The organism is Knoellia terrae (assembly GCF_048606435.1).
GTDB lineage: Bacteria > Actinomycetota > Actinomycetes > Actinomycetales > Dermatophilaceae > Knoellia > Knoellia terrae.
Window position 1 is genome coordinate 262,550 of record NZ_JBMBWH010000001.1, and the last position, 25,786, is coordinate 288,335.

A 25,786-nucleotide genomic window follows, 5' to 3' on the forward strand; every position below is an offset into this window, starting at 1 on the left:
GTCCTCATCGGTCGGTGGCGGAGGGGAGCTCGTCACGGGTGGGGGCGTAGGCGCCGGCGTGCACGACGGTGACGGCGCTCGAGGACATGGCCCGGTCGATGGCTCCGGCGACATCGGCCAGCCCGGCCTCGGCCAGGCGGGTGCGTGCCTCGGCGCCGCCGAGCAGCCCGGCGTCGAGCAGGCCCGAGACGAGGCCGGCCATGAACGAGTCCCCGGCGCCCACGGTGTCGGTCACCCGGTCGACCCGTGCAGGAGCGGCAGCGACCTCGCCGCTGGAGCTCACGCGGTAGGTGACGCCGTCGCCGCCCCGGGTGACCACGACGAGCCCGGGACCCAGCCCGCCCCAGGCCGCCATGACGTCGGGAAGGGACTGACCGGCATACAGCCACTCGACGTCGTCCTCGCTGGCCTTGACGACGTCGCTGAGGGCGATGAGCCGCTCCATGTGCGAGCGCACCCCGTCGGCGTCGCCCATGATCGTGGGGCGGGCGTTGGGGTCGTACGAGATGGTGGCGTGCGCGCGGCCGTCGCGCAGGGTGTCGGCGACGACCGACGCACCCGGGGTGAGCGTGGCGGCGATGGACCCGGTGTGGACGTGCGCGAACCTCTCGAGGCGGTCGACCGCCCGCAGGTCCCAGTGCAGGTCGAAGTCGTACTCCGCAGCCCCCGAGTCGTCGAGGGTCGCGATGGCGGTGGAGGTGGGGTGGTCCCCGGCGTCGAGGTTCTCGATGGCCACGCCCCGGTCGGTGACGTGGCCGCGGCAGCGCGTGCCGTGGGCGTCGTCGCCGAGCGAGGTGGCAAGGACGGTGTCGTGGCCGAGCCGCGCCAGGCCCATGGCGACGTTGGCGGGTGAGCCGCCGACGTGCTCGCTGACCATGCCGTCGGGGGAGTGCACGATGTCGACGAGCGTCTCGCCGACGACGAGGACCTGTGGGGTCGCGGCCATGTCAGCCGTCGCCCTTCGGCAGTCCCGCCGTGCGGTCGAGCACGTGGTGGCTCTCGATGACGCGGACCGTCCCCGACTTGCTGCGCATGACGATGGAGTTCGTCGTCGCCCGGCCCCGGGAGTAGCGCACGCCCTGGAGGAGCTCACCGTCGGTGATGCCGGTGGCGACGAAGAAGCAGTTGTCGGAGGTGACGAGGTCCTCCGTGGTCAGCACCGTGTCGAGGTCGTGGCCGGCGTCCAGCGCCTTCTGCCGCTCGTCATCGTCCTGGGGCCAGAGGCGGCCCTGGATCACGCCGCCCAGGCACGTGATCGCGCAGGCCGTGATGATGCCCTCGGGTGTGCCGCCGACGCCGAGGAGGAGGTCGATGCCCGTGGTCTCGCGCGCGGCTGAGATGGCACCTGCCACGTCACCGTCGGAGATGAACTTGATCCGGGCCCCGGCGTCGCGGACCTCCTGGGCGAGGGCCTCGTGGCGGGGCCGGTCGAGCATGACGACGGTGACGTCCTGGGGTCGCTCCTTCTTGGCACGGGCGATCCGGCGGACGTTCTCGGCCGGGGGGAGGCGGATGTCGACGACGTCGGCCACCTCGGGTCCGGCGACGAGCTTGTCCATGTAGAAGACGGCGCTCGGGTCGTACATCGTGCCGCGGTCGCTCACCGCCATGACAGCGATGGCGTTCGGCATGCCCTTGGCGGCCAGGGTCGTGCCGTCGATCGGGTCGACGGCGACGTCGACCTCCGCTCCCGAGCCGTTGCCGACCCGCTCACCGTTGAAGAGCATCGGGGCGTTGTCCTTCTCGCCCTCGCCGATGACGACCGTCCCGCGCATCTCCACCGTGGCGATGAGGGCACGCATGGCCTCGACGGCAGCACCGTCGGCGCGGTTCTTGTCACCGCGCCCGACCCACCGGCCACCGGCCATCGCGGCCGCCTCGGTGACCCGGACGAGCTCGAGCGCGAGGTTGCGGTCGGGGACGTTCATGGACGGGGCGTCGGGCATCGTGGACCTGTCTTCCTTGACCGGGTGCGGCGTGGCGTGGTGAGTGCCGTGTCTGCGCGACGACTCTAGCGCCGACCCGATGGCAGGATTCCTGCGGTCATCAGCGACCATGGAGGGGTGAGCACGACGCCGACCCCGAGCCGCTACTCCATGGGATCGAACGCGAATATGGTGCGTTCCTTGGTCGTCATCGGCGCGCTCATGGCGGTCATCTGGTTCATGACCCCGCGGGTCAACACCCTCGGCGGGCCCACGGTCGACGTGCACGGCACGGCCCTCACCGTCGCCCGGGACAGCGGGTGGCCGATCTCGGAGGCCGTCGACCTCCCGGAGGGCTGGAGGACCACGAGTGCCCGCTACGTCAGGAGCACCGACGGGCTGATGACCTGGCACGCCGGCTACCAGGCGCCGTCCGGCAACTACGTCGCCGTCGAGCAGACCCGTGACGCCACCCGTGGCTGGGTCGAGGCCCAGACCAACCGGGCACGCCGCGTCGGCGAGCTGCAGGCCGCCGGCATCACGTGGCTGAAGTTCGAGCGGGGCGCCAAGGTCCAGAACAGCCTGCTCGACCGGCGCACCGAGTCCGGGGAGCTGACGACCCTGCTCACCGGCACAGGCACCTTCGAGGAGCTGGCCTTCGTCGCCGAGCGCCTCGAGCCGGTCAACCCCTGACGGCGCGGTCCGTCAGTCGCTGAGCCGGGCCTCGGCGTCGTCGAGCCACTGGGCGCAGTGCGCGGCCAGGGCTTCGCCGCGCTGCCACAGGCCCATGCTGTCCTCGAGTCCGACCTGTCCGTTCTCGAGCCGGGCGACGATGTCGACGAGCTCGTCACGAGCCGCCTCGTAGCTCATCTGCGGGACGTCGGTGTTGGCATCGGCGCCGTCGGCTCCGGCAGCAGCGCCGGGGGCGCTCGGAGCGCTCGCGGTGTCGTCCGGGCCGGGCGGGGAGATGTCCTTGGCCATGTCGAGCACCCTAACCCGCGGTCCGGACGCCGAAGTCGCCTCGGGCGACCGTCACCCGCAGCAGCTCGTCGACGTCGAGCACGTGCGGGTCGGTGACGATGTCTCCCGGGACACGCTGGACGATCGCGTAGCCGCGGTCGAGGGTCGACTGGGGCGAGAGCGTCCGCAACTGTGCGCGCAGGTGCGTCACGCCGTCCTGGTGCCGGTGCAGCTGGGCCTCGGTGCGGCGCCGGGCGCGGGCGCGCAGGGCTTCGACCACCTCACGCTGCACCCGCACGAACGCTCCCGGGTCGGCCAGCACCGGTCGGGTGCGCAGCTCGACGAGGCGGCGGCGCTCGTGGTGCAGCCGGGCCTGGACCGCGCGGCGACCGCGCGTGCGGGCCGCCACGACGAGCTGGTGCTCGCGCTCGGCGTCGGGGACGATCGCCTTGGCGGCGTCGGTGGGCGTGGAGGCCCGGTGGTCGGCCACCAGGTCCAGCAGCGGAGAGTCGACGTCGTGGCCGATCGCGCTGACGACGGGTGTGGACGCCGCCGCCACGGCGCGCAGCATGGCCTCGTTGCTGAAGGGGAGCAGGTCCTCGACGTTGCCGCCGCCGCGCGCAATGACGATGACGTCGACGTCCGGTATGCCGTCGAGCTCGCCGAGCGCCTGGGTCACCTCGGTGACGGCCGTCGACCCCTGGACCGCCACCTGGCGGATCTCGAAGCGCGCACTCGGCCACCGGCGGCGCGAGTTCTCGACGACGTCCTTCTCCGCGGCGCTCGCCCGTCCGCAGATGAGCCCGATGCGCCGGGGGAGGAAGGGGAGGGGCCGCTTGCGGTCGGCGTCGAACAGCCCCTCGCTGGCGAGGTTGCGCTTGAGGTACTCGATGCGGGCGAGCAGCTCGCCCACGCCGACCGGCCGGATCTGCCGCCCGTCCATCGTCAGGGTGCCGCGCTGGGTCCAGAAGGAGGGTTTGGCCTGGACGACGACGCGAGCGCCCTCACGGACCGGCGCGGCCATGGCGTCGAGGGCGTTGACCTGGATCGAGACCGACAGCGACATGTCGACGTCCGTGTCGCGCAGGGTGAGGTAGGCGGTGCGTGCACCCGGGCGCCGGTTGAACTGGACGACCTGCCCCTCGACCCAGACGACCGACATCTTGTCGACGTAGTCGGCGATCTTCATGCTGAGCAGCCGCACCGGCCACGGCGCCTCGGCCGTCGTGTCACCCGCCCGTTCGGGCAGGGCGGGACGCTCAGGTGTGCTGCTCACGGCGCCCACTCTAGGAGCGGGCGGTGTCACCGGTGCCGGGCCGTCGGACGGCGCACAGGGGAGGCCCAGCCGGCCCGCCTACGATGGGACGCATGACCGCCACGACTGACCAGGCCACCAAGCGGGTCCTGCTCGCTGCCCCGCGCGGCTACTGTGCGGGCGTGGACCGGGCCGTCGTCACCGTCGAGAAGGCCCTCGACCTCTACGGCGCCCCCGTCTACGTCCGCAAGGAGATCGTCCACAACAAGCACGTCGTGACGACGCTCGAGAAGCGGGGCGCCATCTTCGTCGAGGAGACCGACCAGGTGCCCGAGGGCGCCACCGTCATCTTCTCGGCCCACGGCGTCGCCCCGGTCGTGCACGAGGAGGCCAAGGCCCTGAGCCTGCGGACCATCGACGCCACCTGCCCCCTCGTCACCAAGGTGCACCGCGAGGCGGTCCGCTTCGCCAGCGACGACTTCGACATCCTGCTCATCGGCCACGAGGGGCACGAAGAGGTCGTCGGCACCGCCGGTGAGGCGCCGGAGCACATCACCCTCGTCGACGGTCCTGACGACGTCGACACCATCACGGTCCGCGACCCCGAGAAGGTCGTCTGGCTGTCGCAGACGACGCTGTCGGTCGACGAGACCATGGAGACCGTCCGCCGGCTGCGCGAGAAGTTCCCGCTGCTGCAGGACCCGCCCAGTGACGACATCTGTTATGCCACCCAGAACCGACAGCTCGCCGTCAAGCGCATGGCCCCCGACTGCGACCTCATGATCGTCGTCGGCTCCCGCAACTCCTCCAACTCCGTCCGTCTCGTCGAGGTGGCCCTCGAGCACGGCTCACGCGCCGGCCACCTCGTCGACTACGCCGACGAGATCGACCCGTCGTGGCTCGACGGTGTTGCCACCGTGGGCGTGACCTCGGGGGCATCCGTGCCCGAGCTCCTCGTGCGCGGCGTCCTCGACTTCCTCGCCAAGCGCGGCTACGAGGACGTCAAGCCGGTCGTCGCGGCCGAGGAGTCGCTGATCTTCTCACTGCCCAACGAGATCCGCCGCGACCTCAAGGCCGCGGGGCTCTCGGACAAGATGCGCCACGACGGGTCGTTCGCCGAGGCAGGCTCGCTGCACTGACCGAGCCCGTCCCGGAGCCGCCCCCGACGGATGACGTCGAGCCGGGCCCCGCCCCCCGGCGGTCAGACGGCGCGGTCGTCGCCCTTCAGCCGGTGCGCCGGCTCCGGTGCCGGCGCGTCGAACAGCAGGTCGGGGCGCTCGTCCTCGGCGCCCACCGCCTCGAGCAGCTCGATCGCGGTGAGGACGCGAGGCCCGGTCTCGACGGGAACGAGGTGCGGGAGCTCGTCGCTGACGACGTCGAGCTCCTGCATGCGCCGGGCGGTGACGAGCACCCTGGACTCCAGGGCACCGACGAACTGGTTGTAGCTCTCGACGGTGGCGTGCAGCGACCGCCCCATCTTGGCGGCGTGGGTGCCGAGCGTGGACAGCCGCTTGTAGAGCTCCTGACCGAGGGCGAGCAGCTCGCGGGCGCTCGTCGAGAGCGAGTCCTGCTGCCAGCCGAACGCGACCGTGCGCAGCAGGGCCAGGAGCGCGCCCGGCCCCACGAGCACCACCCTCGACGTCATCGCCCGCTCGTGCAGGCCGGGATCGGCGGCCAGCGCGGCGGCGAGCATGGCGTCGCTGGGGACGAAGCAGACGACCATCTCGGGCGAGGAGTCGAACGCGGACCAGTAGTCCTTGGCGGAGAGCGCGTGGACGTGCTGGCGCAGGGCGGTGGCGTGCTCGCGCAGCAGCTGGGTGCGCTCGTCGTCGGCGAGGTCCTCGGTCTGGGCGTCGAGGAAGGCGCTCATCGGCGCCTTGGCGTCGATGACGAGCGAGCGGCCGCCCGGCAGCCGCACGACGACGTCGGGGCGGACGTCGCGGTCATGGCGGCTGCGGGCGCGGACCTGCTCCTCGAAGTCGCAGCGCGCGAGCATGCCCGAGGCCTCGAGGACGCGGTGCAGCTGGACCTCCCCCCAGGACCCACGCACCGACGACGAGCGCAGCGACCCGGCCAGCGACTGGGTCTGCCGGCCGAGGTGCTGCGCCTCCGACTCCACCCTGCCCATGACGGCCCGGAGCGCGCCGAACTGCTCGACCCGGTCGCGCTCGAGCACCCCCACCTGGTGCTCGACCCGGCCCAGGGCGTCGCGCAGCGGCGCGAGCAGGGAGGCCGTCTCGAGGTCCTCGGCGAGCGAGGCCTCGAGGTCCACGACCCGCTCGCGCAGCAGGTCACGCTCGGTGGCCGCGGACGCCGCGCGGACGGCATACGTCGAACGGAGCAGGAGGAAGGCCACGACGGCACCGATGACGATGCCGGTGACCAGCGCGATCCAGGGGTTCATGGGTGACACCGTGCCAGCGGGGACCGACAGAGAGCGGGAGGTTAGCCTCGGGACATGGCTGACAGCGGGCGATCGTTCATCCACGTCCTCAACGACCGCCTGCCGCGCAAGCGCAACATCGCCCAGGGCCTGCTTCGCAACGAGGACGGCGAGGTCCTGCTGTGCGAGCTCACCTACAAGGCCGAGTGGGACCTGCCCGGCGGGGTGGTCGACCCCAAGGAGTCGCCGGCGGCCTGCGTCGTGCGCGAGATCAGCGAGGAGCTCGGGGTCAGCGTGGGCATCGACTCCCTCATCACCGTGAACTGGCTGCCGCCGTGGCGGGGCTGGGACGACGCGGTGCTCTTCCTCTACGACCTCGGGACGGTGCCGCGCTCGTTCACCGACGACCTCACGCTGCTCAAGCGCGAGCTCAAGGCCGTCCACTGGGTCGCACCGGAGGACGTCGCCGCGCACGTGGCGCCCTACAACGGGCGGATGTTGGAGCGGGTGCTCGGAGGCGAGCAGGCGGCATACCTGGAGAACAGCGACGTGCCCGGAGGGATGGGGTGACGGCTGGTCGCTTCGCCGGTCTCCTGGCCGCGATGCTGCTGGCCGCCCTCGTCCTCGTCTGGGTGTTCGTCAGCCTCGCCGCCGTGGCCTACGCACTGAGCCAGGGCGACGGCCGGGCGGCGACGAACCATGCACTCTTCGCCGCTGTGGGCGTCGCCATCGGCGCTGCGGCGACGTGGGCCGTCCGTCGCGTGGCGAGGGCGACCCGCGAGCGCGACTAGACTCCTGTCCCCGTGGCACTCACCATCGGAATCGTCGGGCTCCCCAACGTCGGCAAGTCGACGATGTTCAACGCCCTGACCAAGAACAACGTCCTCGCCGCGAACTACCCGTTCGCGACCATCGAGCCGAACGTCGGTGTCGTGCCGCTGCCGGACGACCGGCTGGCTCGCCTGGCCGAGATCCACGGGTCCGAGAAGATCCTGCCGGCCACGGTGTCGTTCGTCGACATCGCCGGGATCGTCCGGGGTGCGTCCGAGGGCGAGGGTTTGGGCAACAAGTTCCTCGCCAACATCCGTGAGGCAGACGCGATCTGCCAGGTCGTGCGCGCCTTCGAGGACGGCGATGTCGTCCACGTCGACGGCAAGGTCTCGCCCGAGTCCGACATCGAGACGATCCACACCGAGCTGGTCCTCGCCGACCTGCAGACCCTCGAGAAGGCCGTCGTGCGCCTCGAGAAGGAGGCGCGGATCAAGAAGGAGTCCAAGCCCCTGCTGGACAACGCCCTCGCGGCGCAGAAGGTCCTCGAGGAGGGGACGACCCTGTATGCCGGCGGGCCGGCTGCCGGTGTCGACCTCGGCGAGGCGCGTGCGCTGGGGCTGCTGACGACCAAGCCGTTCATCTACGTGTTCAACCTCGACGAGGACCAGCTCACCGACGACGCGCTGCAGTCCTCGTTGCGCGAGCTCGTCGCGCCCGCGGACGCGGTCTTCCTCAACGCCAAGCTCGAGATGGACCTCATGGACATGTCGCCCGAGGACGCCCAGGAGATGCTCGAGGGCTTCGGTGCGACCGAGTCGGGGCTCGACCAGCTGGCGCGCACCGGGTTCCACACGCTCGGGCTGCAGACCTACCTCACGGCCGGGCCGAAGGAGTCGCGGGCGTGGACCATCGGCCGGGGCTGGACCGCCCCCCAGGCTGCCGGCGTCATCCACACCGACTTCCAGCGGGGCTTCATCAAGGCCGAGATCGTGTCGTTCACCGACCTCGACGCGGCCGGCTCGATGGCGGCGGCCAAGGCGGCGGGCAAGGTGCGCATGGAGGGCAAGGAGTACGTCATGCAGGACGGCGACGTCGTGGAGTTCCGCTTCAACGTGTAGGCGCTCCGAGGCAGATTCTTCAACTGCCCACGGGGGGCCCGCTCCCCTTCATAGGATCGCGGCATGGTCCGGGCCGGGGTGTTCGACGCATCCGGCGCGCGCAGGTGGCCGGCGCTCGCGGGAGTGCCTGCGACCACCGCGGGGTGGTTGGTCGGTGTGCTCGTCACGGCGCTGATCCTGTGGAGCCCGTACGTGAACTACGGGTTCCGCAGCCCCTCGTTGCACCTTGTCCTCGACACCGCCGATGCCTGCATCGCCCTGTTGGTGGCCTACCTCGTGCATGGACGCTTCGTCCGGCGCGGCCGCTGGCAGGACCGCTTCCTCGCCCAGGGGCTCGTCCTGCTCGCTTTTGCGAGCATCGGCCTGACGTCCCTGGTGGGGCGCATCCCCGACGTGCCAGCCGGAACCCTCGACATCTGGCTGCCCGTCACGGTCAGGCTCGCCGGCGCCCTCTGCATCCTGGTGGCTGCGCTCTCCGGTGACCGCCCGATCCGGGGGGTGTTCGCCCAGACCCACGCGTGGCTGCTGCCGCTGCTGCTCATCATCGTGGTGTGGTCAGGGCTTTGGCTCGCCCGGTCCGACCTGCCGGTGGCCTTCGACCTGGCTTCCGTCACGAACGCCAGCGCCCCTCCACTGCTCACGGGCCATCCCGTCCTGCTCGTCGCGCAGGGGCTCGCCGCGCTGTGCTTCTTCGTCGCCTCGATCGCCTTCGCGTCGCAGTCCGCTCGCCGCGAGGACGAGCTGCTCCGCTGGCTGGGACCGGCGTTCGCCCTGGCCGCGTTCGCGCGGGTGAGCTACCTCCTCTTCCCGTCGCTCTACACCGACTGGCTCTACACCGGTGACTTCCTGCGTACCGGGTGCTACCTCCTGCTGCTCGTCGGCGCAGGCCGTGAGCTTCGGCAGTACTGGACGGCGCAGTCACGCGCCGCGGTGCTCGAGGACCGCCGCCGTCTGGCCCGCGAGCTGCACGACGGGGTCATCCAGGAGCTGGCCTACATCCGCGCCGAGAGCCATGGCCTCCCCGCCGACCTGCCTGCGGGGGACCGGATCATCGCCGCCTGCGACCGCGGGCTGGACGAGGCACGGGCCGCAGTTCAGGCGTTGGGGCGACCGACGGACGAACCGCTGGGCTTCGTGCTCCACCGAGCGGCGCGGGAGATGGCCGAGCGCTACCAGGTGAACCTCGAGGTGGACGTCGACGACTCGATCAACGTGCAGGCCCACCAGCAGCACGCCCTCATGCGCATCACGCGCGAGGCGGTGTCCAACGCCGTGCGCCACGGGAAGGCCCCCCGGATCCAGGTGAGGCTGGCGCAGGGTGACAACCGGCGCTGCCTCGTCGTCCAGGACGACGGGCAGGGGTTCGACCCCGACCGCGCCCGGGCGGACAACGCCGGCTACGGCCTCGTCAGCATGCGCGACCGCGCTCTCAGCCTTCCCGGGTCGCTGGACATCGCCTCCGAGCGTGGCAGCGGGAGCACGGTGACGGTCACGTGGTGACAGGGAAGCCGGTCCGACTGGTGATCGCCGACGACAACGCCCGGATGCGGGACCAGGTCCGTCGAGCGCTCGAGGCCGGGGGGTGCGAGGTCTGCGCCGAGGGGGCCAGCGCCGAGGATGCGGTCGCCCTGGCACGTGAGCACCGGCCGGACGTCGCCCTCCTCGACATCCACATGCCCGGCAACGGCATCAGCGCCGCGCAGCAGATCAGCCGCAGCCTGCCGGACACCGCCGTCGTCATGCTCACCCAGTCGACCGAGGACGACGACCTTTTCGACGCGCTTCGGGCCGGTGCCGCGGGCTACCTGCTCAAGGGAGCCGACCCTGAGACGTTGCCCGAGACCCTTCGCGGAGTACTGCGAGGAGAGGCGGCGATGTCGCCGGCCCTCGTCATGCGCATCATGCAGGAGTTCCGTGGCCCGTCGCGCCGCAAGTTCCTCCGCAAGTCCGCGGCCGCCGACAAGCTGAGCGCCCGCGAGTGGGAGGTCATGGAGATGCTCGGCCAGGGACTGTCCACCGACGACGTCGCCAAGCGGCTGTTCGTCTCGCCCACCACCGTGCGTGTCCACGTCTCGACGGTGCTGCGCAAGCTCAGGGTGAAGGACCGGGAGAGCGCGCTGCGCCTGCTGAGTGCGGGTGCGGACAGCTCCGCGCACGAGGACTGACGCCACCCTTTTCGTATGCCGTGCGGCCCTGCGGGGCGTCTGGGCGGGGTTTTCGTCGCCACGGAGCGTTCAAAGGTCTGAACATCGGGCTGCGTTCAGGTCTTTGAACACTCAAACGGTCACGAGCACCTGTCAACCCTTCCTACGGTTGGTGACGAGGGGCAGCCGACCAGGTCCTGCCCAAGTTAATCGGGAGAGAATCCACATGTCGTCTTCACGGGTTGCCAACGTCGGATCGGGTGTCGAGGGGAAGCGCGGGCCGAGCCGGACGCTCGCCGCGCTGGTCGTCTCGGCCGCGTTCGGTGCGCTGGCCTTCACCGCTCCGGCGGCCGCGAGCACCACCACCACCACTGGTGGGATCTGCAACGGCGTGGTCAACCAGTTCTCGCACCGCGGCACCGTGCAGGAGAACCTGCTGAAGGCGGCCGCGCGGAAGAACGCCGCGGTCATCACCCAGCTGCAGGCCGAGAAGGCGACGCTCACCACGCAGGCGAACACCCTGAAAACGCAGATCGACACCGCGAATGCCGAGATCGAGCGGCTGACGCAGCTGGAGCTGGCGCTCGACGCGCAGGTCCAGGCCGCGACCGACGCCCTCGCGGACGCGACCCAGCAGTACGACGACACGGTCACTGCCATCGCCGACGGTGAGCAGGCCTTGGCCGGTCTCGTCGAGTCGCGTGACGGAGTGGCGGCGCTGCTGACGCCGCTGCAGGAGCAGCTCGCGGCCACGAGGGCTGCGCAGGCGGAGCTGCAGGATCGGGCCGATGCTGTCCAGAAGTTGGTGGACGACAAGCAGGTGGACATCGACGCGGCCAACGTGCAGCTCGAGACTCTCGAGGCGGCTGCCCTGCAGGCCTCCCGCGACCTGGCCGCCAAGAACACGGCGATCAGCGAGGCCCAGGGTCAGCTGGTGACGCTCGAGGGCGTCGCAGAAGACGCCCTCACCGCCGCCAATGCCGCCGCGCAGGCGGTCAGGGACGCCGAGGCCGAGCTGCAGCGCCTGGAGGGTCTGGGGACCGCGGCGCAGGCTGAGCTGGACGCCCAGAAGGCAAGGGTCAATGCCGCCAACGAGACGCTCGACGAGCTGCAGGTCACCTCCGACGCTGCCGCCGACGTCGTGATCGTGAAGAACGGGGAGATCCTCGCAGCGCAGCAGGAGCTGACCGCGCTGCAGGGCGTCGCCAAGGAGGCCGCCGACGACCTCGCCGCGAAGGACGAGGCCATCGCTCAGGCTGGGCGCGACCTCCTGGTCCTGCAGGCCGACGCGAAGAAGGCCGCCGACGCCGTCGCTGACAACTCCCTCGCAACGGAGAGGGTGGCCGGTGAGATCACCGCCCTCGAGAAGCAGGTCGCCGTCAAGAACACGGCGATCACGGCGAAGCAGGGCGAGATCAAGAAGGCGCAGGACGAGCTGAAGGCGCTGGAGGCCGAGAAGACCAGGCTGCAGGACGAGATTGTCGTTGTGAACCAGAAGATCCTGGACGAGAAGGCCCCCGGCCAGGTCAAGAAGCTCGAGGTGGACCGTGCGCTGCTGGAGGCCCAGCTCAACACGGTGAACGCCCAGATCACCGACAAGAACTCGGCCATCTCCGGGCTGAACGGGGACCTCACCAAGCTGCAGTCTGACATCAACGGGCTCAACGCGGAGCTGGCGAAGAAGAAGCTCGAGAGCGCCGCGCTGCAGCAGCAGGCGGCCCCCCTGCAGGCCACGCTCACCGCGGCGAACACGGCGGTGACGACGAAGCAGGGTGACATCTTCACCCTGACCAGTCAGCTGCCTGCGCTCAGGACGGCCGTGGCCGACGCGGACGCGGCGGTCAAGGCGCAGCAGAGCGAGCTGGAGAGGCTCAATGGTCAGCTGCCGGCGCTCCAGGACGCTGCCAAGACGGCCGCGGCCGCGGTCACCGCCCAGGAGCAGGTCGTCGCCGACCTCGAGGCTGCGTTGCCCCGTCTGACCGAGGGCGTCAAGGAGGCGCAGGCCGACATCGACGCCCAGAAGCTCGTCCTTGCGGGCCTGAAGGACAAGCGCAACGACGCCGACACCGCCTTGGCCGCCGCCAACCAAGCTGTCACCGATCAGAAGGAGCTGATCGAGGGCCTGCAGGCAGAACTGCCCGCACTGGAGAAGGCCGTCGCCGACGCGAACGCCGCGCTCGCGGCCAAGCACGCTGAGCTCACCCAGCTCAGCCAGGACATGGACAAGCTAGTTGCCGACCTCGGCATCCTCAACGGTGGAATCACCACCAAGGAGACCGAGATTCTCGCCCTGCAGGCCAGGGTCAACCCGCTGCTCGAGCAGCTCAACAGGCTGAACGGTGAGATCACCGCGCAGGAGACGGCGCTCAAGGGCCTCCAGGCCGAGCTCACCACGCTTGACGGCAAGGTGACCGCCGCCAAGACGACGCTCACCGCCCTCGAAGCCACCAAGAAGCAGAACAAGGACGCTATCGCCACGCAGAAGAACACCGTGACCTACCTCCAGGCTCAGCTGGGTGACGTGCAGAACAAGATCAAGGCGATCGACGCGACAATCACCCTGGGCGGCTGCGTCGCCTGATCAGCCCAGGACGTCACAAAGACGGACGATCCGGAGGGCCCGAGGCGGACACCTCGGGCCCTCCGGCCATTCCCGCACGTGAAAGCGTGAGCCAGAGGAGGATCCGGTGTCCGCGACAGAGCACCGCACCGCGGCAGGTCACCCCTCCGCATCCACATCCTCTTGCCCCACTTGGTGCGTCAGCCGTCATGGTGTCCACCTTGGGGAGGAGAACTGGGTCCACACCGGTGAACCACTCCTGGTGGCGGACGGCATACGGGCTGTGGTCGTCATGTCCGTCGATCCCGACACGGGCACCGCGGACGGTCCCTATGTCCTCATCGGCGCACACGAGTACACCTTGGCCGAGGCGAGAGCGCTCTGGGGCGCGCTTCTCGCCGCGGTCGACCAGGCTGTTCCACCGCCTCACTTGAGCATCGCCCGGGAGGCCATGCCGTAGGTCCGGCTCAGGCGGAGCTGTTCTTGAGGGCGGCGAGCCGGGCCTCGACCTCCGCGTCGTCGCCCGAGTCGTCCAGCTCGGCGAACTGGTCCTCGAGCGTCGTGGCCTGCGCTTCGGCGCGTCCCTGCACCATGGCCTCCTGCGAGCGAATCCGGTCCTCGAAGCGGGAGAGCTCGCTGGTCGGGTCCATGACGTCGATGGCGCTCAACGACTCCTGCACCTGCGACTGCGCCTCGGCGGCGCGCGAGCGCGCGACGAGCTGGGACCGACGGTTCTTGAGGTCCTCGAGCTTGGTGCGCATCACGGTGAGTCCGGCCTTGAGCTGGTCCACCGTGGCGTTCTGCTGGGCGATCCGCGGCTCGGCCTCGGTCACCTCCCGCTCGTAGCCCAGCTGCCGGGTCAGCGCGACCTTGGCGAGCCCGTCGAACTTGTCCGCGCCCGCGGTGTCGCCGGACGTGCGGAGCTCGTCGGCCTTCGCGGAGGCAGCGGCGGCCTTGCGGCCCCACTCCTGGGCGGCCTCGCGGTCGATCCGCAGGTCCTCCTCGGCCATCCGGGTGTTGGCGATGGTCGTGGCCACGGCCTCCTCCGCGTCGGCGATGGAGTTGGTGAAGTCGGTGACCAGCTGGTTCAACATCTTCTCGGGGTCCTCGGCCCTGTCGAGGATGGAGTTGATGTTGGCCTTCGCCAGCTGGCTGATGCGGCCGAGGATGCTCGTCTTCTGGGTCATGGTCGTGCCTCCCGTTGTCGTTCGTCAGTGGTGCGGAGAAATGCGGTGTGCCAGGACATTCGTGCAGCGGGCGCACGGCCCGTGTGCGGTGCGTCGCTCAGAAGCGACCACCTCCTCCGAACCCGCCCCCTCCGAGACCGCCCCCTCCGAATCCGCCCCCACCGAACCCGCCCCCGGACCCGCCCCAGCCCCCTCCGCGGTTGCCGAAGCCACCGCTGAGGATGCCGCCGAGGATGAGCGACGTCGGGTCGAGCCCTCGAGGACCGGCGACGGTCCCTTGGTGGCCACCCCAGGAGTCGAGGTCGTCCCCGGCCTGGGCCAGGGCGCGCTCGCCCTCGGCCTCCGCCTGGTCGAGCAGCGGGGTTGCCTGCTGGGGGTCCGCCACCATCTCGGCGGCCTGGCGGTGAAGGCTGAGGGCGGTGGCGATCCCTGTCCGGGCGCTGGCGCGGACCGCGCCTCGACGGCTCGCGATGTACTGGTCGATGCTGGCCAACCGGGCTCCCACCTCGCGCAGCCGCACCTCGAGCAGCTGGCTCGCCCGCACCTTGTGGGTCTCCGCCTCCCGGTAGCGGGCCAGGGCGTTGTCGAGGTCCTGCTCGGCGCGGGTCAGTGACCGGATCGCCGCCAGCGGGTCTCCGGTGTCCCGAGCGGCCACACTTTGGGCGACCGCGGCACGTGCCGCCTCAACGGCCGTGCGGGTGAACTGGTCGTCGGCACCCAGCCGCTCAGCGTCGGCGATGTCGGACGAGATCGACCTCAGGGACGCGTCGATCCGCTCCACCGCGCCGGCGAGGTCCGTCCTCGCCCGGCTCACGGACGTGAGCAGCGTGTCGGCCTGGCCGACCGCCTCCTCCGAGGCCCGTCCGGCAGCGACGGCGGCAGGACGGTCGCCGGCCGTGACGTGCTCGAGGCCGGTGCTGATGAACGCCTCGGCCGAGGACAGGAGCTGTTCGGCCTGCTCGACGTTCCCCCTGACGGTGCGCAGGGACTCGGCGGGGTACTGCGTCGCCAGTCCGGCGAGCTCCTGCTCGGCGACCGGCAGTCGGCGCCGCACCTCCGCGGCGCGGCCCTTCAGCTCGGCCAGGAACTCCGGAACGCGCGCCTCCAGGTCACGCAGGCGGGCGAACTCCGCCTCCTGCGCGTCAAGGCTGCTGTCGGCCGCCGACGCGAGGGCGATGATGCGCTCTAGGTACGAGCGGCTCCCGGCCTCGTCGACGCGGTCCATCGACTCCGCGTCGTCGAGCTCGCGCTGGAGCCGGAACGCCTCCGCGGCGTTGCGCCGGGCCTCCTCCAGCGCAGCCGAGAAGGTCTGGGTCGACTGCACCCCGAACTGCGCCTGGGCGTAGGACAGCTCCTCCGTCGAGGAGCGGATGGCGTCGTCGACGTCGACGAGGGAAGAGGCTGCACGCCGCCTGAGCTCCTCGGTCGGAACCGGGGGTGCGCCGCCGCCCGCGGGACCTCCGGCACCGCCCTGGGTGGCGCCGCGCCGCGAGGAGGCACGGCGGACGAGGCCGTACGCCACGACCCCTCCGACCGGCAGGAGCAGCAGTCCCCAGGGCAGGCCGGACCCGCCGCCGTCCCCGGTCGTGCCGGACTCGGAACCCGGGTCGGAGTCGAGTTCGTTGTCCCCTCGCGCCGCACGGCCGTAGCCCTCGGCCGCCGCGCGGACGGCACCGCTCCAGTCGTTGTCGGCCAGGGCGGGCTCGATGTAGCGGGCGCGGACCTGGCTGTCCTCCCCGGGGGAGATGCCGGACTCGCTCGTCGTCCAGGTGCCGTACCGCCGGTCCTGCGTCGCGACAGCCACCAGAACGTCCTCACCCCCCATCCCGGACACGGAGTAGGTCTGCTCGGCCCAGCGCTCCCCGTCGAGGTCGTCAAAGCTGTCCACGTAGACGAAGAACACCTGGACCACGTCGTCGGACCGCAGCTGCTCGAGCTCGGCCCGCAGCGCGGTGAGGTCACTGCCGAGCACTCCCGCACGGTCGGTGAGCTGGTCGGGGACGTCGAAGGGGGCATCCCGTGGGGCCTGCACGGCCCTAGCCACCACCCCCGCCGGCGCTGCTGCCTGCGCGCCATCGACGGCCACCGGGACCGACAGGGCGAGCACGCCCGCTACGAGCGCAGCACGGGCCGGCCACACCGGTCGTCTGCTCTGGGGCACCCGCACCTCCTGGATCTGCCGTGTGAGACCGAAGGGGCAGGACCCCCGCATTGCCGACCCTACCGGGCACCCTTGGGCTAATTGGTCGCTGGCGCGGGCCCCGATGTGTGCAGCGCACAAGCAGGTATGCCGGCTCCGCACCGTACGCGTCGCTCGGCCCGCGACGCGGGTCTGGCGCACCCGAACGACCAGGTCTACGGTGAGAGACGGCCGCTTTCGCAGGCCGTCCTTCCTCAGGAGGCACCATGTCCGTCCACCGCACCATGCTCGCCCTCTCAGCCGCTGCGGCCGGAGTCGCCAGCCTGCTCGTCGTGCCCGGCGCGACCGCCGCTGATGGCGGTCGGCCGATCTCCGTCGAGATGACCGGAGCAGCCGAACGCCCCGGCCCCGGTGACCCCGACGGGTCCGGCACCGCGATGTTCACCGTCAACCCCGGTCAGGAGGAGGTCTGCTACGTCCTCACGGTCGAGGACATCGCCCCGGCGACGGCCGCCCACATCCACCGCGCCCCGGTGGAGGACCCGGGGCCCGTCGTCGTCCCGCTGGCCGCTCCGACGTCCGGCACGTCGAGCGGCTGTGCCGAGGTGTCACGGGAGCTGGCCCTCGAGCTGATCCGCGACCCGGGTGCGTTCTACGTCAACGTGCACAACGTGGAGTTCCCGGCTGGAGCAGTGCGCGGACAGCTCGGCTGACGACGCCTCCGGGCCCACCACGACGGAGGCACGGACGCGGGCCGAGGTTGCACAAGGTGGATGCCGAGACCCATACCGCGGATAGAGTTGGATCCCATGGACCCACTCGCCCGCCACCATGTGGTGACGTCCGGGGCGGCTGACGGGCAGCCCATCCTGTTCGCCCACGGGTTCGGCTGTGACCAGACCATGTGGCGCCACGTGGCACCGGCGTTCACCGAGGACCACCGCGTCATCACGTTCGACCACGTCGGTGCCGGCGGCTCCGACCCCGCCGGTTACGACCCGAAGAAGTATGCCGACCTGCGGGGCTATGCCGGCGACGTGCTGGAGATCATCGAGGCGCTCGACCTGCACGACGTCGTGTTCGTGGGTCACTCGGTCTCGGCGATGATCGGTGCGCTGGCCGTCATCGAGGCGCCGCAGCGCTTCAGCAACCTCGTCATGGTCGGTCCCTCACCCCGCTACATCGACGAAGACGGCTACACCGGTGGCTTCACCCGTGAGGACATCGACGAGCTGCTCGAGTCCCTGGCGTCGAACTACCTCGGCTGGTCCTCGACCATGGCACCGGTCATCGTCGGCAACCCGGACCGCGCGGAGCTCGGCGCCGAGCTCACCGCGAGCTTCTGCCGAATGGACCCCGACATCGCCCGACAGTTCGCGACGGCGACCTTCCTGTCGGACAACCGCCAGGACCTGCCACGGATCCCCGTCCCCACCCTCGTGCTGCAGTGCACGGACGACGTCATCGCGCCCGACGCCGTCGGGGTCTACCTGGCCGACGCCGTCCCCGACGCCACGCTCGTCCGGATGGAGGCGACCGGGCACTGTCCGAACCTCAGCGCGCCCGAGGAGACCATCGCCGCCATCCACGGCTTCCTGCGTCGACGGGATGCGGCCTAGCGTGTCGGCGGAGCAGGCCGCACAGGCCTTCCGGGAGGCCCTGCTCGACGACGATCCGGCACTGCTCTACGAGCAGGCCCCTTGCGGGTACGTCTCCACCTCCGGTGACGGCAGGATCGTCAAGGTCAACGCGACCCTGTGCACGTGGCTCGGCCGGGAGGCCGGCGACCTGCTCGGCCGCCGCTTCCCCGAGCTGCTGTCGCCGGGGAGCCGGATCTACCACGAGACGCACTTCGGCCCGATGCTGCGCATGCAGGGCTTCGTCAGGGAGATCGCGGCCGACATGCTCCGGCATGACGGCAGCCGGCTGCCGGTCCTGCTCAACGCCTCGTGGGCCCAGGCGCCGGACAGCTCTGCCGACCTCGTCCGCATGGCGATCTTCGACGCCACCGAGCGGCGGTCCTACGAGCGCGAGCTGGTGGGGGCACGCGATGCCGCTCGCGAGGCAGAGCTGCGGGCAGAGGCGCTGACCCACACCCTCCAGCAGAGCTTCATCCCCCCGACGGCGCCCGAGGTGCCGGGGCTCGCGATCGCGACGGGCTACCGCCCCGCCGGCGACGGGACCGTGGTCGGAGGCGACTTCTACGACGTCTTCCCGGCGGGCCCCGACGTCTGGGTCGTCGCCCTCGGCGACGTCAGCGGCAAAGGGGTCGAGGCCGCCGTCGTCACGTCGATCGCCCGCCACACGGTCCGGGCGCTGACGGTGCTCGGGCAGGGGCTGCCCGAGGTCCTCCACGGCGTCGACCGGGTCATCGACCAGCACGAGACCGACAAGTTCTGCACCCTCGTGGTCGTCAGCCTGCGACGTGTCGACGACGGCTGGCGGACGAGCGTGGCGGTCGGCGGACACCCCGCACCGATGCTCCTGCGGCCGGGGTGCGCGCCGAGGATGCTCGACGCCCGCGGACCGGCGCTGGGACTGCTGCCGGACGTCGTGTTCCGGGAGCAGCAGGTGGACCTGCGGCCCGGAGACATCCTGCTCCTCTACACCGACGGGGTCACCGAGGCCCGCAAGGACGACTCGTACTTCGGGGAGGGCCAGTTCCTGTCCTGGGCCGCGACCCAGGACTCGCACGAGCCGTCGGTCCTCGTCGACTCGCTGCTCGACGAGGTGCTCCGGTTCCAGTCCGGGGATCCGAGCGACGACATCGCGGTCGTGGCGGTTCGGCACGACTGACCTCGCGGTGACTGCGCAAGGGAAGCGCTCACTCCGCAGCACTGAGGAACCCTTGCGCAGTGAGCGGAACCCACTTCGGGCGGGAAAGTGGGGGCGGGTGGGGGAGGCGCGGAGAAATGAGGTGCCGCTGGGTGTGGCGTGGGCCACGTTCTCGGCCTAGGTTTCTCCCCGGTGCGCGCATCGGCGCCCGCTTGAGACGAAAGAGGGTGTTCTCGTGGACGAACACGAGGTCGTCGACCACGACACGGTCCCACCGGCCAACAAGGGGCTGCTCGCTGCGGCCGGGGTCCTGCTGCTCATCCCGATCGTCGCGCTGATGTGGGTGAGCTCCTACAGCAAGGTGGAGCCCAAGCTGTGGGGCTTCCCGTTCTTCATCTGGTACCAGTTCCTCTGGGTGTTCCTGTGCTCGGCGATGACGTGGACGGCGTACAAGCTCGTCCTCAAGGCGCGCCCGCACCGCCCGATGGGTGAGGCGCAGCGCCGTCCGCACCGCAAGTTCGGCCACCACGGCCGCCACGAGCGGGGGGCGATCGGCGACCCGACCGACACCGACCTGCACGACGGCCAGCCCTTCGACGCAGATGGAGGCCGGCGATGAGCGGCATCAACTGGACCGCCCTGATCATTCTCGTCGTCCTCTTCGGTGCGGTGACGATCATGGGCTTCATGGCCACGCGCTGGCGTCGGCCCACGAGCATGGAGTCCCTTGACGAGTGGGGCCTCGGTGGTCGCTCGTTCGGCACGTGGATCACCTGGTTCCTCCTCGGAGGCGACCTCTACACGGCATACACGTTCGTCGCGGTCCCGGCCGCGATGTTCGCGACGGGCGCGGTCGCGGGCTTCTTCGCCGTGCCCTACACGATCGTGCTCTACCCGATCATCTTCGTCTTCATGGCGCGGCTGTGGTCGGTCAGCCACCGGCACGGCTACGTCACCCCGGCCGACTTCGTCAAGGGGCGCTACGGAAGCCGCCACCTCTCGCTGGCGGTCGCCGTCACCGGGTTCCTCGCGACGATGCCCTACATCGCCCTGCAGCTCGTCGGCATTCAGGCCGTCCTCGAGGTCGTCGGGCTTGGCGGGGGCGACAACATCATCGCGAAGGACGCCCCGCTGTTCATCGCGTTCGCGCTGCTGGCCGCGTACACCTACAGCAGCGGCCTGCGGGCGCCCGCGGTCATCGCGTTCGTCAAGGACACCCTGATCTACCTCGTCATCATCGTCGCGATCGTCTACCTGCCGACAAAGGTCGGCGGCTGGGACGCGATCTTCGGTGCGGCCGAGGAGAAGATGGCGACGACCAACCCCGCGACGCAGAAGCCGACCGGGGCCTTCATCCCCGGCAGCACGCAGATGTGGGCCTACGCCACGCTCGGCCTCGGTTCGGCGCTCGCGCTGTTCATGTACCCGCACTCGATCACGGCGACCCTCTCGTCGAGCAGCCGCAACACGATCCGTCGCAACGCGGCGATCCTGCCGGCGTACTCGTTCGTGCTCGGCCTCCTCGCGCTGCTCGGTTGGGTGGCCATCGCGGCGGGAACCAAGCCGATCGGCCTCGACGGCAAGCCCAACCCTCAGCTCGTCATCCCGCAGCTGTTCGAGGACATGTTCCCGGGTTGGTTCGCCGGCGTCGCCTTCGCCGCCATCGCCATCGGCGCCCTCGTGCCCGCGGCGATCATGTCGATCGCGGCGGCCAACACGTTCACCCGCAACATCTACAAGGAGTTCCTCAAGCCCGACGCCACGCCGCAGCAGGAGGCCAAGGTCTCCAAGCTGGCCTCGCTCGTGGTCAAGGCCTTCGCGCTCGTCTTCGTGCTCCTGCTCGACAAGCAGAACGCGATCAACTTCCAGCTCCTCGGTGGCATCTGGATCCTCCAGACGTTCCCGGCGATCGTGTTCGGCCTCTACACCCGGTGGCTCCACCGCTGGGCGCTGCTCGCCGGCTGGGCGGTCGGCATGGTCTACGGCACGTACGCGGCCTACAACGTCGTCAACCCGGTCACGGGCGCCCACTTCGGCGGCTCGCTCGCCAACATCCCGGGGATCGCGCAGATGGGCTACATCGCCCTGACGGCGTTCGTCCTCAACCTCGTCGTCGCCGGGCTCCTCAGCCTGGCCCTCAACGCCGCCAAGGTGTCGAAGGGCCATGACGAGACCATCAAGGGCGACTACTTCGCCGACGCCGGGGACCCGCGCGTCGAGAAGCTCGACGTGGGGATCCACGAGACCACGGCCAGTCCCTGACCTGACCGGACCCGGGTCCGGCCGAAGGGCGTCACCGCACCGGCGGTGGCGCCCTTCGCCGGTCCGGACGCGTGGGACGGGCAGGATGGGGCCATGCCTCCGGTCCCGCCCTCTCCTGCACTCCTCGAGCTCGCCCGCGCCCACGGTGTCGCCACCGACTTCCAGGACTGGAAGGGGGTCCACACGGTCATCACCGAGGAGACGCTGCGTGCCGTCCTCGGTGCTCTGGGCGTCGACGCGAGCACGCCCGAGGCGGTGGAGCGCTCGCTCGTCGACGCGTCCGACCAGCCCTGGCGCCGCACCCTCCCTGCCACCGTCGTGTGCCGTGAGGGCTGGACGCCGTGGATCCGGGCGCACGTGCCGCACGGGGGTTCGGTCCGGCTGACGGTCGAGCTCGAGGACGGCGGCACCCGCAACGTGCCCCAGGTCGAGCGGTGGGTGCACCCGCGCACCGTCGACGGCCGCGAGATCGGCGAGGCGACGTTCGAGCTCCCCGGTGACCTCCCGACGGGCTGGCACCGCATCGTCGCCGAGCTCGACACGGCCCCCGTGGCACCGGGCACCGAGGTGTCGACCCTCGTCGTCACGCCGGCTCGCCTCGAGCTGCCCGAGTCGCTGCGGCACGGCGGGGTCACCGGGCTGATGACACAGGTCTACCAGGTGCGCTCGGCCGCGTCGTGGGGGATCGGCGACCTCGCGGACCTCGGCGACCTCGCCTCGTGGGCCGGCACCGACCTCGGGGCCGAGTTCGTCCTCGTCAACCCCTTCCACGCCGCCGAGCCGGTCGCGCCGATGGAGGCCTCGCCCTACCTCCCGTCGACGCGGCGCTTCGTCAACCCGATCTACCTGCACGTCGAGGACATCCCCGAGGTCGTGCGGGTCGACGCCGCCGGGAGGGCGCGTCTCGACGAGCTCGCCGCGACAGCTCGCGCCCTCAACGTCACCGACACCATCGACCGCGACGCGGCCTGGGCCGCCAAGCGCGAGGCGCTCGCCCTCATCCACGCCGTCGGCCTCGAGGGCCGGCGGGCCCGGGACTTCGAGCGGTTCCGTGAGCGCGAGGGCGACGGCCTGACGACCTTCGCGACGTGGTGTGCGCTGGCGGAGCGCCACGGGCTGCCGTGGTCACAGTGGCCGAGCGAGTACCACGACCCGACCGGGCCAGCCGTCGCCGAGTTCACCCGCAGCGAGCAGGACCTCGTCCGCTTCCACATGTGGCTGCAGTGGCTGCTCGACCGGCAGCTGGGCGAGGTCCAGCGCGAGGCCCGGGCCGCGGGCATGTCACTCGGTGTCATCCACGACCTGGCGGTGGGTGTGAGCCCGCGAGGCGCGGACTCGTGGGGACTGGCGGACGCTCTCGCGCTGGGCGTCACCGTGGGAGCGCCGCCCGACCAGTTCAACCAGCTCGGCCAGAACTGGTCGCAGCCGCCGTGGCACCCGGAGCGCCTCGCGGAGCTGGGCTACGCGCCCTTCCGCGACATGGTGCGGACCGTCCTGCGCGACTCCGGCGGGGTGCGCGTCGACCACGTCATCGGGCTCTTCCGGCTCTGGTGGATCCCGCAGGGCCTCACGCCGGCCGACGGCACCTACGTCACCTACGACCACGAGGCGCTCATCGGCATCCTCTGCCTCGAGGCGCAGCGTGCCGGTGCCGTCGTCATCGGCGAGGATCTCGGCGTCGTGCCGGCGAACGCCCGCGACTACCTGCACGAGCGCGGCGTCCTCGGCACGAGCATCATGTGGTTCGAGACCACCGACGGTGCCCCCACCCCGCCGGAGAGCTACCGCGAGCTCTGTCTCTCGTCCGTGACGACGCACGACCTGCCGCCCACCGCAGGCTTCCTCGCGCTGGAGCACGTCGACATCCGGGAGCGGCTCGGCCTGCTCACCCGGCCGGTCGAGGAGGAGCGCGCGGTGGAGGAGGAGTCCATCGCGACGATGCGTGACGCGCTGGTGGACCGCGGCTGGCTCGAGCCCGGAGCCGGCATCCCCTCGGTGATGGAGGCGATGCACCGCTGGCTCGGGCGGACGCCGAGCGCGCTGCGGGCGATCTCGCTCGCGGACGTCGTCGGTGACCGTCGTGCGATCAACCAGCCGGGCACCGACGACGAGTACCCCAACTGGCGGCTGCCGCTCACCGGCCCGGACGGTGCCCTGGTCTCCCTCGAGGACGTGACGAGGGCCGAGCTGGCCGAGGTCCTCTTCCGCTCCGCCTCCGGTCACTGACCACGGGGAGGAGCAGGCGGCTCAGATCTGCGTGCCCACCGCGGCGCCGATGCCGTAGGTGACGGCCATCGCGAGGACACCGCCGAGAACGTTGCGGCGCAGCGCCGGACCGGCGGGCGCGCCGCCCAGGCGGGCGCTCAGCGACCCGGTGACGAGCAGGGCGAGAACCACCGCGACCACGGTGACCGGCACCCGGGCGCTCACGCCGACGAGCAGGATCGCGACCAGCGGCACCAGGGCGCCCACGGTGAAGGCGACGAACGAGGCGTATGCCGCGTGCCACGGCTTGGTCAGGGCGTTCCGGTCGATGCCGAGCTCGGCGTCCAGGTGGGCACCGAGGGCGTCGTGCGCGGTGAGCTGGACGGCGACCTCGTGGGCGAGCTCCTCGGAGAGACCCTTCTGCGCGTAGAGATCGGCCAGCTCGCTGAGCTCGGCCTCCGGCTCCTCGCGCAGCTCCCGCGTCTCCTTGGCGATGAGGGCCACCTCGGCGTCGCGCTGCGTGCTCACCGAGACGTACTCACCGACCGCCATGCTCATGGCTCCGGCGACGAGTCCGGCGAGCCCGGCGGTGAGGATGGTCGAGCGCTCGGTCGTCGCGGCCGCGACACCGATCACGATGCCCGCGGTCGACACGATGCCGTCGCCGGCCCCGAGGACGCCGGCGCGCAGCCAGTTGAGCCGCTCGCCGAAGTCCTGGTCGTGCGGCTCGTCGTGCTCCTCGAGAACCTGCCGCTCGTCAGCCACCGACGGGAACCCCGTGGCGTCGCGCGATCTCGGTGATGCGGTGGGCCTGTTCGATGTCGAGCTGGGTCAGGCCGCCCTGGTCGTGCGTCGTGAGCAGCCACGACGTCGTGCGCCACCGGATGTCGATGTCGGGATGGTGGTTCATCTCCTCGGCGACCTCGGCCGCCTCCGAGACGATGCGGATGGCGGCCGGGAAGTCCGGGGCCTCGATCGTCGCGACGATGGCGTCACCCTCGCGGGTCCACAGCGGGAGGTCGGCGAGCTGGCGCTCGACCTCCTCGTCAGTCAGCTTGCGGCTCATGCCCCCAGCCTGTCCTGCGTCCGTGGCGCCCGTCCAGCAAGGTGGGCCTACCCGGAAGCCCGCGGCACGGCATACGCCGGGCGTATGCCGTGAGGCCGGCTCCGCACTGCGGAACCGGCCTCACGTGTGGAGCGGGACCGTGTCAGGCAGCAGCCTCGACGCCGAACGTGGCGAGCCAGTCCTGGACGACCGGGATGTCGATCCGCTGGAGACCACCGAGGTATCGGCAGTTGGACGTGTAGCCGTAGCTCGTCACGGTGACCTGGTAGCCACCCTTGAACGTCGGGCCGCCCGAGTCGCCGAAGCAGGTGCCGCCACCGCCGAAGGGGTCGTTCTCGTTGCCGTTGACCTGGAGGATCTGCGGCATGAGCTTCTGGCCCTTCTCCTCCGTGACCCGACGCAGGAGCGGGTAGGACTGCGGCGTGGGCTTGCGCGGGCCGCTCTCGGCCTGCCGGACCTCGGTGCCGTAGCCCACCGACGTGAAGAGCGTCTGGTTGAGGATGCTCGGCGTGAACTGGTTGAGGTAACCGGACGGCGCGACCTTGACCGGCGCGATGTTCGTGATCGGCTCGTCGAGGACGATGACGCCCACGTCGTTCCAGTTCTTGAGGTCGGTGAAGCCCGAGTACTTCGGGTGGGTGTGCGCCGTGCCCGAGAGGTAGCCCGCGGCGTTGAGCTCGGCGGCCGTGTAGCCCGCGGCCACGTCCTTGGCGACCGGGAGCGGCGACGGGGGAGCGTCGGCGATCTTGGTCTCGAAGGTGATGGCCGTCTTGCCCACGGTGCCCTCGGTGCAGTGGGCGGCCGTCACGAGCACGGTCGGGGTGACGAGGCTCGCGGTGCAGCGGAAGCGGCCGTCCGCGTCGTAGTAGGCGATGAGGGCCACGTTGGGGTGACCCTCACCATCGGGCTGGCCACCGGTGATGGCGTGGGCCGCGAGGGCGGAACCCGCGACGAGTCCGGCAGCGAGGGCTCCGGCAGCAGCGATGCGTCGGATGCTCATGTGACCTCCAGGGTCGGGTCGAGATCTGGCAGGGG

Annotated in this window: 25 protein-coding genes; 15 read left to right on the top strand and 10 right to left on the bottom strand. The window is 70.9% G+C overall.

Annotated elements, in window-relative coordinates; translation table 11 throughout:
• Positions 1-4: 4 nt before the first annotated feature.
• On the bottom strand, positions 5-946 hold the full coding sequence (locus ACOJV9_RS01390) for a PfkB family carbohydrate kinase (protein WP_420183381.1): 942 nt from the start codon (positions 944-946) through the stop codon (positions 5-7).
• 1 nt (position 947) lies between these two features.
• A complete protein-coding gene (gene glpX / locus ACOJV9_RS01395) occupies positions 948-1,946 on the bottom strand; it encodes a class II fructose-bisphosphatase (protein WP_420183382.1) in 999 nt (332 codons plus the stop codon).
• 117 nt (positions 1,947-2,063) lie between these two features.
• Between glpX and ACOJV9_RS01400 the strand changes: the two genes are divergently transcribed.
• Positions 2,064-2,618, top strand: a complete 555-nt coding sequence (locus tag ACOJV9_RS01400; protein ID WP_420183383.1) for a DUF4245 domain-containing protein — start codon at positions 2,064-2,066, stop codon at positions 2,616-2,618.
• Positions 2,619-2,630: 12 nt separating this feature from the next.
• Here ACOJV9_RS01400 and ACOJV9_RS01405 read toward each other — a convergent pair whose 3' ends face one another.
• Both ACOJV9_RS01405 and xseA read right to left on the bottom strand, forming a co-directional pair.
• The gene (locus ACOJV9_RS01405; protein WP_420183384.1) at positions 2,631-2,906 is read right to left on the bottom strand and encodes an exodeoxyribonuclease VII small subunit; all 276 of its coding nucleotides are present in this window, start codon (positions 2,904-2,906) and stop codon (positions 2,631-2,633) included.
• Between the two features lie 10 nt (positions 2,907-2,916).
• Positions 2,917-4,161: an exodeoxyribonuclease VII large subunit gene (gene xseA / locus ACOJV9_RS01410; RefSeq protein ID WP_420183385.1), complete on the bottom strand. Its 1,245-nt coding sequence runs from the start codon at positions 4,159-4,161 to the stop codon at positions 2,917-2,919.
• A gap of 92 nt (positions 4,162-4,253) precedes the next feature.
• Between xseA and ACOJV9_RS01415 the strand changes: the two genes are divergently transcribed.
• A complete protein-coding gene (locus ACOJV9_RS01415) occupies positions 4,254-5,279 on the top strand; it encodes a 4-hydroxy-3-methylbut-2-enyl diphosphate reductase (RefSeq protein ID WP_420183386.1) in 1,026 nt (341 codons plus the stop codon).
• Between the two features lie 62 nt (positions 5,280-5,341).
• Here the strand turns inward: ACOJV9_RS01415 and ACOJV9_RS01420 are convergent, their stop codons facing one another.
• Positions 5,342-6,544 (bottom strand): DNA recombination protein RmuC, encoded by a 1,203-nt coding sequence (locus ACOJV9_RS01420; RefSeq protein ID WP_420183387.1) that lies wholly within the window; start codon positions 6,542-6,544, stop codon positions 5,342-5,344.
• A gap of 54 nt (positions 6,545-6,598) precedes the next feature.
• Here ACOJV9_RS01420 and ACOJV9_RS01425 point away from each other — a divergent pair, with 54 nt between their 5' ends.
• From ACOJV9_RS01425 to ACOJV9_RS01455, 7 genes are all read left to right on the top strand, one after another.
• Positions 6,599-7,093, top strand: a complete 495-nt coding sequence (locus ACOJV9_RS01425; protein ID WP_420183388.1) for an NUDIX domain-containing protein — start codon at positions 6,599-6,601, stop codon at positions 7,091-7,093.
• On the top strand, positions 7,090-7,314 hold the full coding sequence (locus tag ACOJV9_RS01430) for a hypothetical protein (RefSeq protein WP_420183389.1): 225 nt from the start codon (positions 7,090-7,092) through the stop codon (positions 7,312-7,314). The genes ACOJV9_RS01425 and ACOJV9_RS01430 overlap by 4 nt, the downstream gene beginning before the upstream one ends.
• Positions 7,315-7,326: 12 nt before the next feature.
• Entirely contained in the window at positions 7,327-8,412 is a 1,086-nt protein-coding gene (ychF, locus tag ACOJV9_RS01435; protein WP_420183390.1) for a redox-regulated ATPase YchF, read from the top strand.
• Positions 8,413-8,475: 63 nt separating this feature from the next.
• Positions 8,476-9,912 (top strand): sensor histidine kinase, encoded by a 1,437-nt coding sequence (locus ACOJV9_RS01440; RefSeq protein WP_420183391.1) that lies wholly within the window; start codon positions 8,476-8,478, stop codon positions 9,910-9,912.
• Positions 9,909-10,577 (top strand): response regulator, encoded by a 669-nt coding sequence (locus tag ACOJV9_RS01445; RefSeq protein ID WP_420183392.1) that lies wholly within the window; start codon positions 9,909-9,911, stop codon positions 10,575-10,577. Before ACOJV9_RS01440 ends, ACOJV9_RS01445 begins: the two co-directional genes overlap by 4 nt.
• Positions 10,578-10,782: 205 nt before the next feature.
• Positions 10,783-13,137: a coiled-coil domain-containing protein gene (locus ACOJV9_RS01450; RefSeq protein WP_420183393.1), complete on the top strand. Its 2,355-nt coding sequence runs from the start codon at positions 10,783-10,785 to the stop codon at positions 13,135-13,137.
• A gap of 106 nt (positions 13,138-13,243) precedes the next feature.
• Positions 13,244-13,576 (top strand): DUF6907 domain-containing protein, encoded by a 333-nt coding sequence (locus ACOJV9_RS01455; protein WP_420183394.1) that lies wholly within the window; start codon positions 13,244-13,246, stop codon positions 13,574-13,576.
• A 7-nt stretch (positions 13,577-13,583) separates the two neighbouring features.
• Here ACOJV9_RS01455 and ACOJV9_RS01460 read toward each other — a convergent pair whose 3' ends face one another.
• Both ACOJV9_RS01460 and ACOJV9_RS01465 read right to left on the bottom strand, forming a co-directional pair.
• A complete protein-coding gene (locus ACOJV9_RS01460; RefSeq protein ID WP_420183395.1) occupies positions 13,584-14,303 on the bottom strand; it encodes a PspA/IM30 family protein in 720 nt (239 codons plus the stop codon).
• A 97-nt stretch (positions 14,304-14,400) separates the two neighbouring features.
• Entirely contained in the window at positions 14,401-16,464 is a 2,064-nt protein-coding gene (locus ACOJV9_RS01465; RefSeq protein ID WP_420183396.1) for a TPM domain-containing protein, read from the bottom strand.
• Between the two features lie 245 nt (positions 16,465-16,709).
• Here ACOJV9_RS01465 and ACOJV9_RS01470 point away from each other — a divergent pair, with 245 nt between their 5' ends.
• The 6 genes from ACOJV9_RS01470 (at position 16,710) to malQ (ending at position 23,706) form a co-directional block, all read left to right on the top strand.
• Entirely contained in the window at positions 16,710-17,156 is a 447-nt protein-coding gene (locus ACOJV9_RS01470; RefSeq protein WP_420183397.1) for a CHRD domain-containing protein, read from the top strand.
• Between the two features lie 96 nt (positions 17,157-17,252).
• Entirely contained in the window at positions 17,253-18,062 is an 810-nt protein-coding gene (locus ACOJV9_RS01475; RefSeq protein WP_420183398.1) for an alpha/beta fold hydrolase, read from the top strand.
• Position 18,063: 1 nt separating this feature from the next.
• A complete protein-coding gene (locus tag ACOJV9_RS01480) occupies positions 18,064-19,239 on the top strand; it encodes a PP2C family protein-serine/threonine phosphatase (protein ID WP_420183399.1) in 1,176 nt (391 codons plus the stop codon).
• A gap of 214 nt (positions 19,240-19,453) precedes the next feature.
• Positions 19,454-19,837, top strand: a complete 384-nt coding sequence (locus ACOJV9_RS01485; protein ID WP_420183400.1) for a DUF3311 domain-containing protein — start codon at positions 19,454-19,456, stop codon at positions 19,835-19,837.
• Entirely contained in the window at positions 19,834-21,480 is a 1,647-nt protein-coding gene (gene mctP / locus ACOJV9_RS01490) for a monocarboxylate uptake permease MctP (RefSeq protein WP_420183401.1), read from the top strand. The genes ACOJV9_RS01485 and mctP overlap by 4 nt, the downstream gene beginning before the upstream one ends.
• A 93-nt stretch (positions 21,481-21,573) precedes the next feature.
• Positions 21,574-23,706, top strand: a complete 2,133-nt coding sequence (gene malQ, locus ACOJV9_RS01495; protein ID WP_420183402.1) for a 4-alpha-glucanotransferase — start codon at positions 21,574-21,576, stop codon at positions 23,704-23,706.
• Between the two features lie 21 nt (positions 23,707-23,727).
• On the opposite strand, the gene ACOJV9_RS01500 is transcribed toward malQ, so the two are convergent.
• The 3 genes from ACOJV9_RS01500 to ACOJV9_RS01510 form a co-directional block, all read right to left on the bottom strand.
• Positions 23,728-24,450 carry a VIT1/CCC1 transporter family protein gene (locus ACOJV9_RS01500; protein ID WP_420183403.1) on the bottom strand — a complete coding sequence of 241 codons (723 nt, stop codon included), beginning with the start codon at positions 24,448-24,450 and terminating at the stop codon, positions 23,728-23,730.
• Positions 24,443-24,751, bottom strand: a complete 309-nt coding sequence (locus ACOJV9_RS01505) for a 4a-hydroxytetrahydrobiopterin dehydratase (RefSeq protein ID WP_420183404.1) — start codon at positions 24,749-24,751, stop codon at positions 24,443-24,445. The genes ACOJV9_RS01500 and ACOJV9_RS01505 overlap by 8 nt, the downstream gene beginning before the upstream one ends.
• A gap of 142 nt (positions 24,752-24,893) precedes the next feature.
• Positions 24,894-25,751, bottom strand: a complete 858-nt coding sequence (locus tag ACOJV9_RS01510; RefSeq protein ID WP_420183405.1) for a trypsin-like serine protease — start codon at positions 25,749-25,751, stop codon at positions 24,894-24,896.
• Positions 25,752-25,786: the final 35 nt, after the last annotated feature.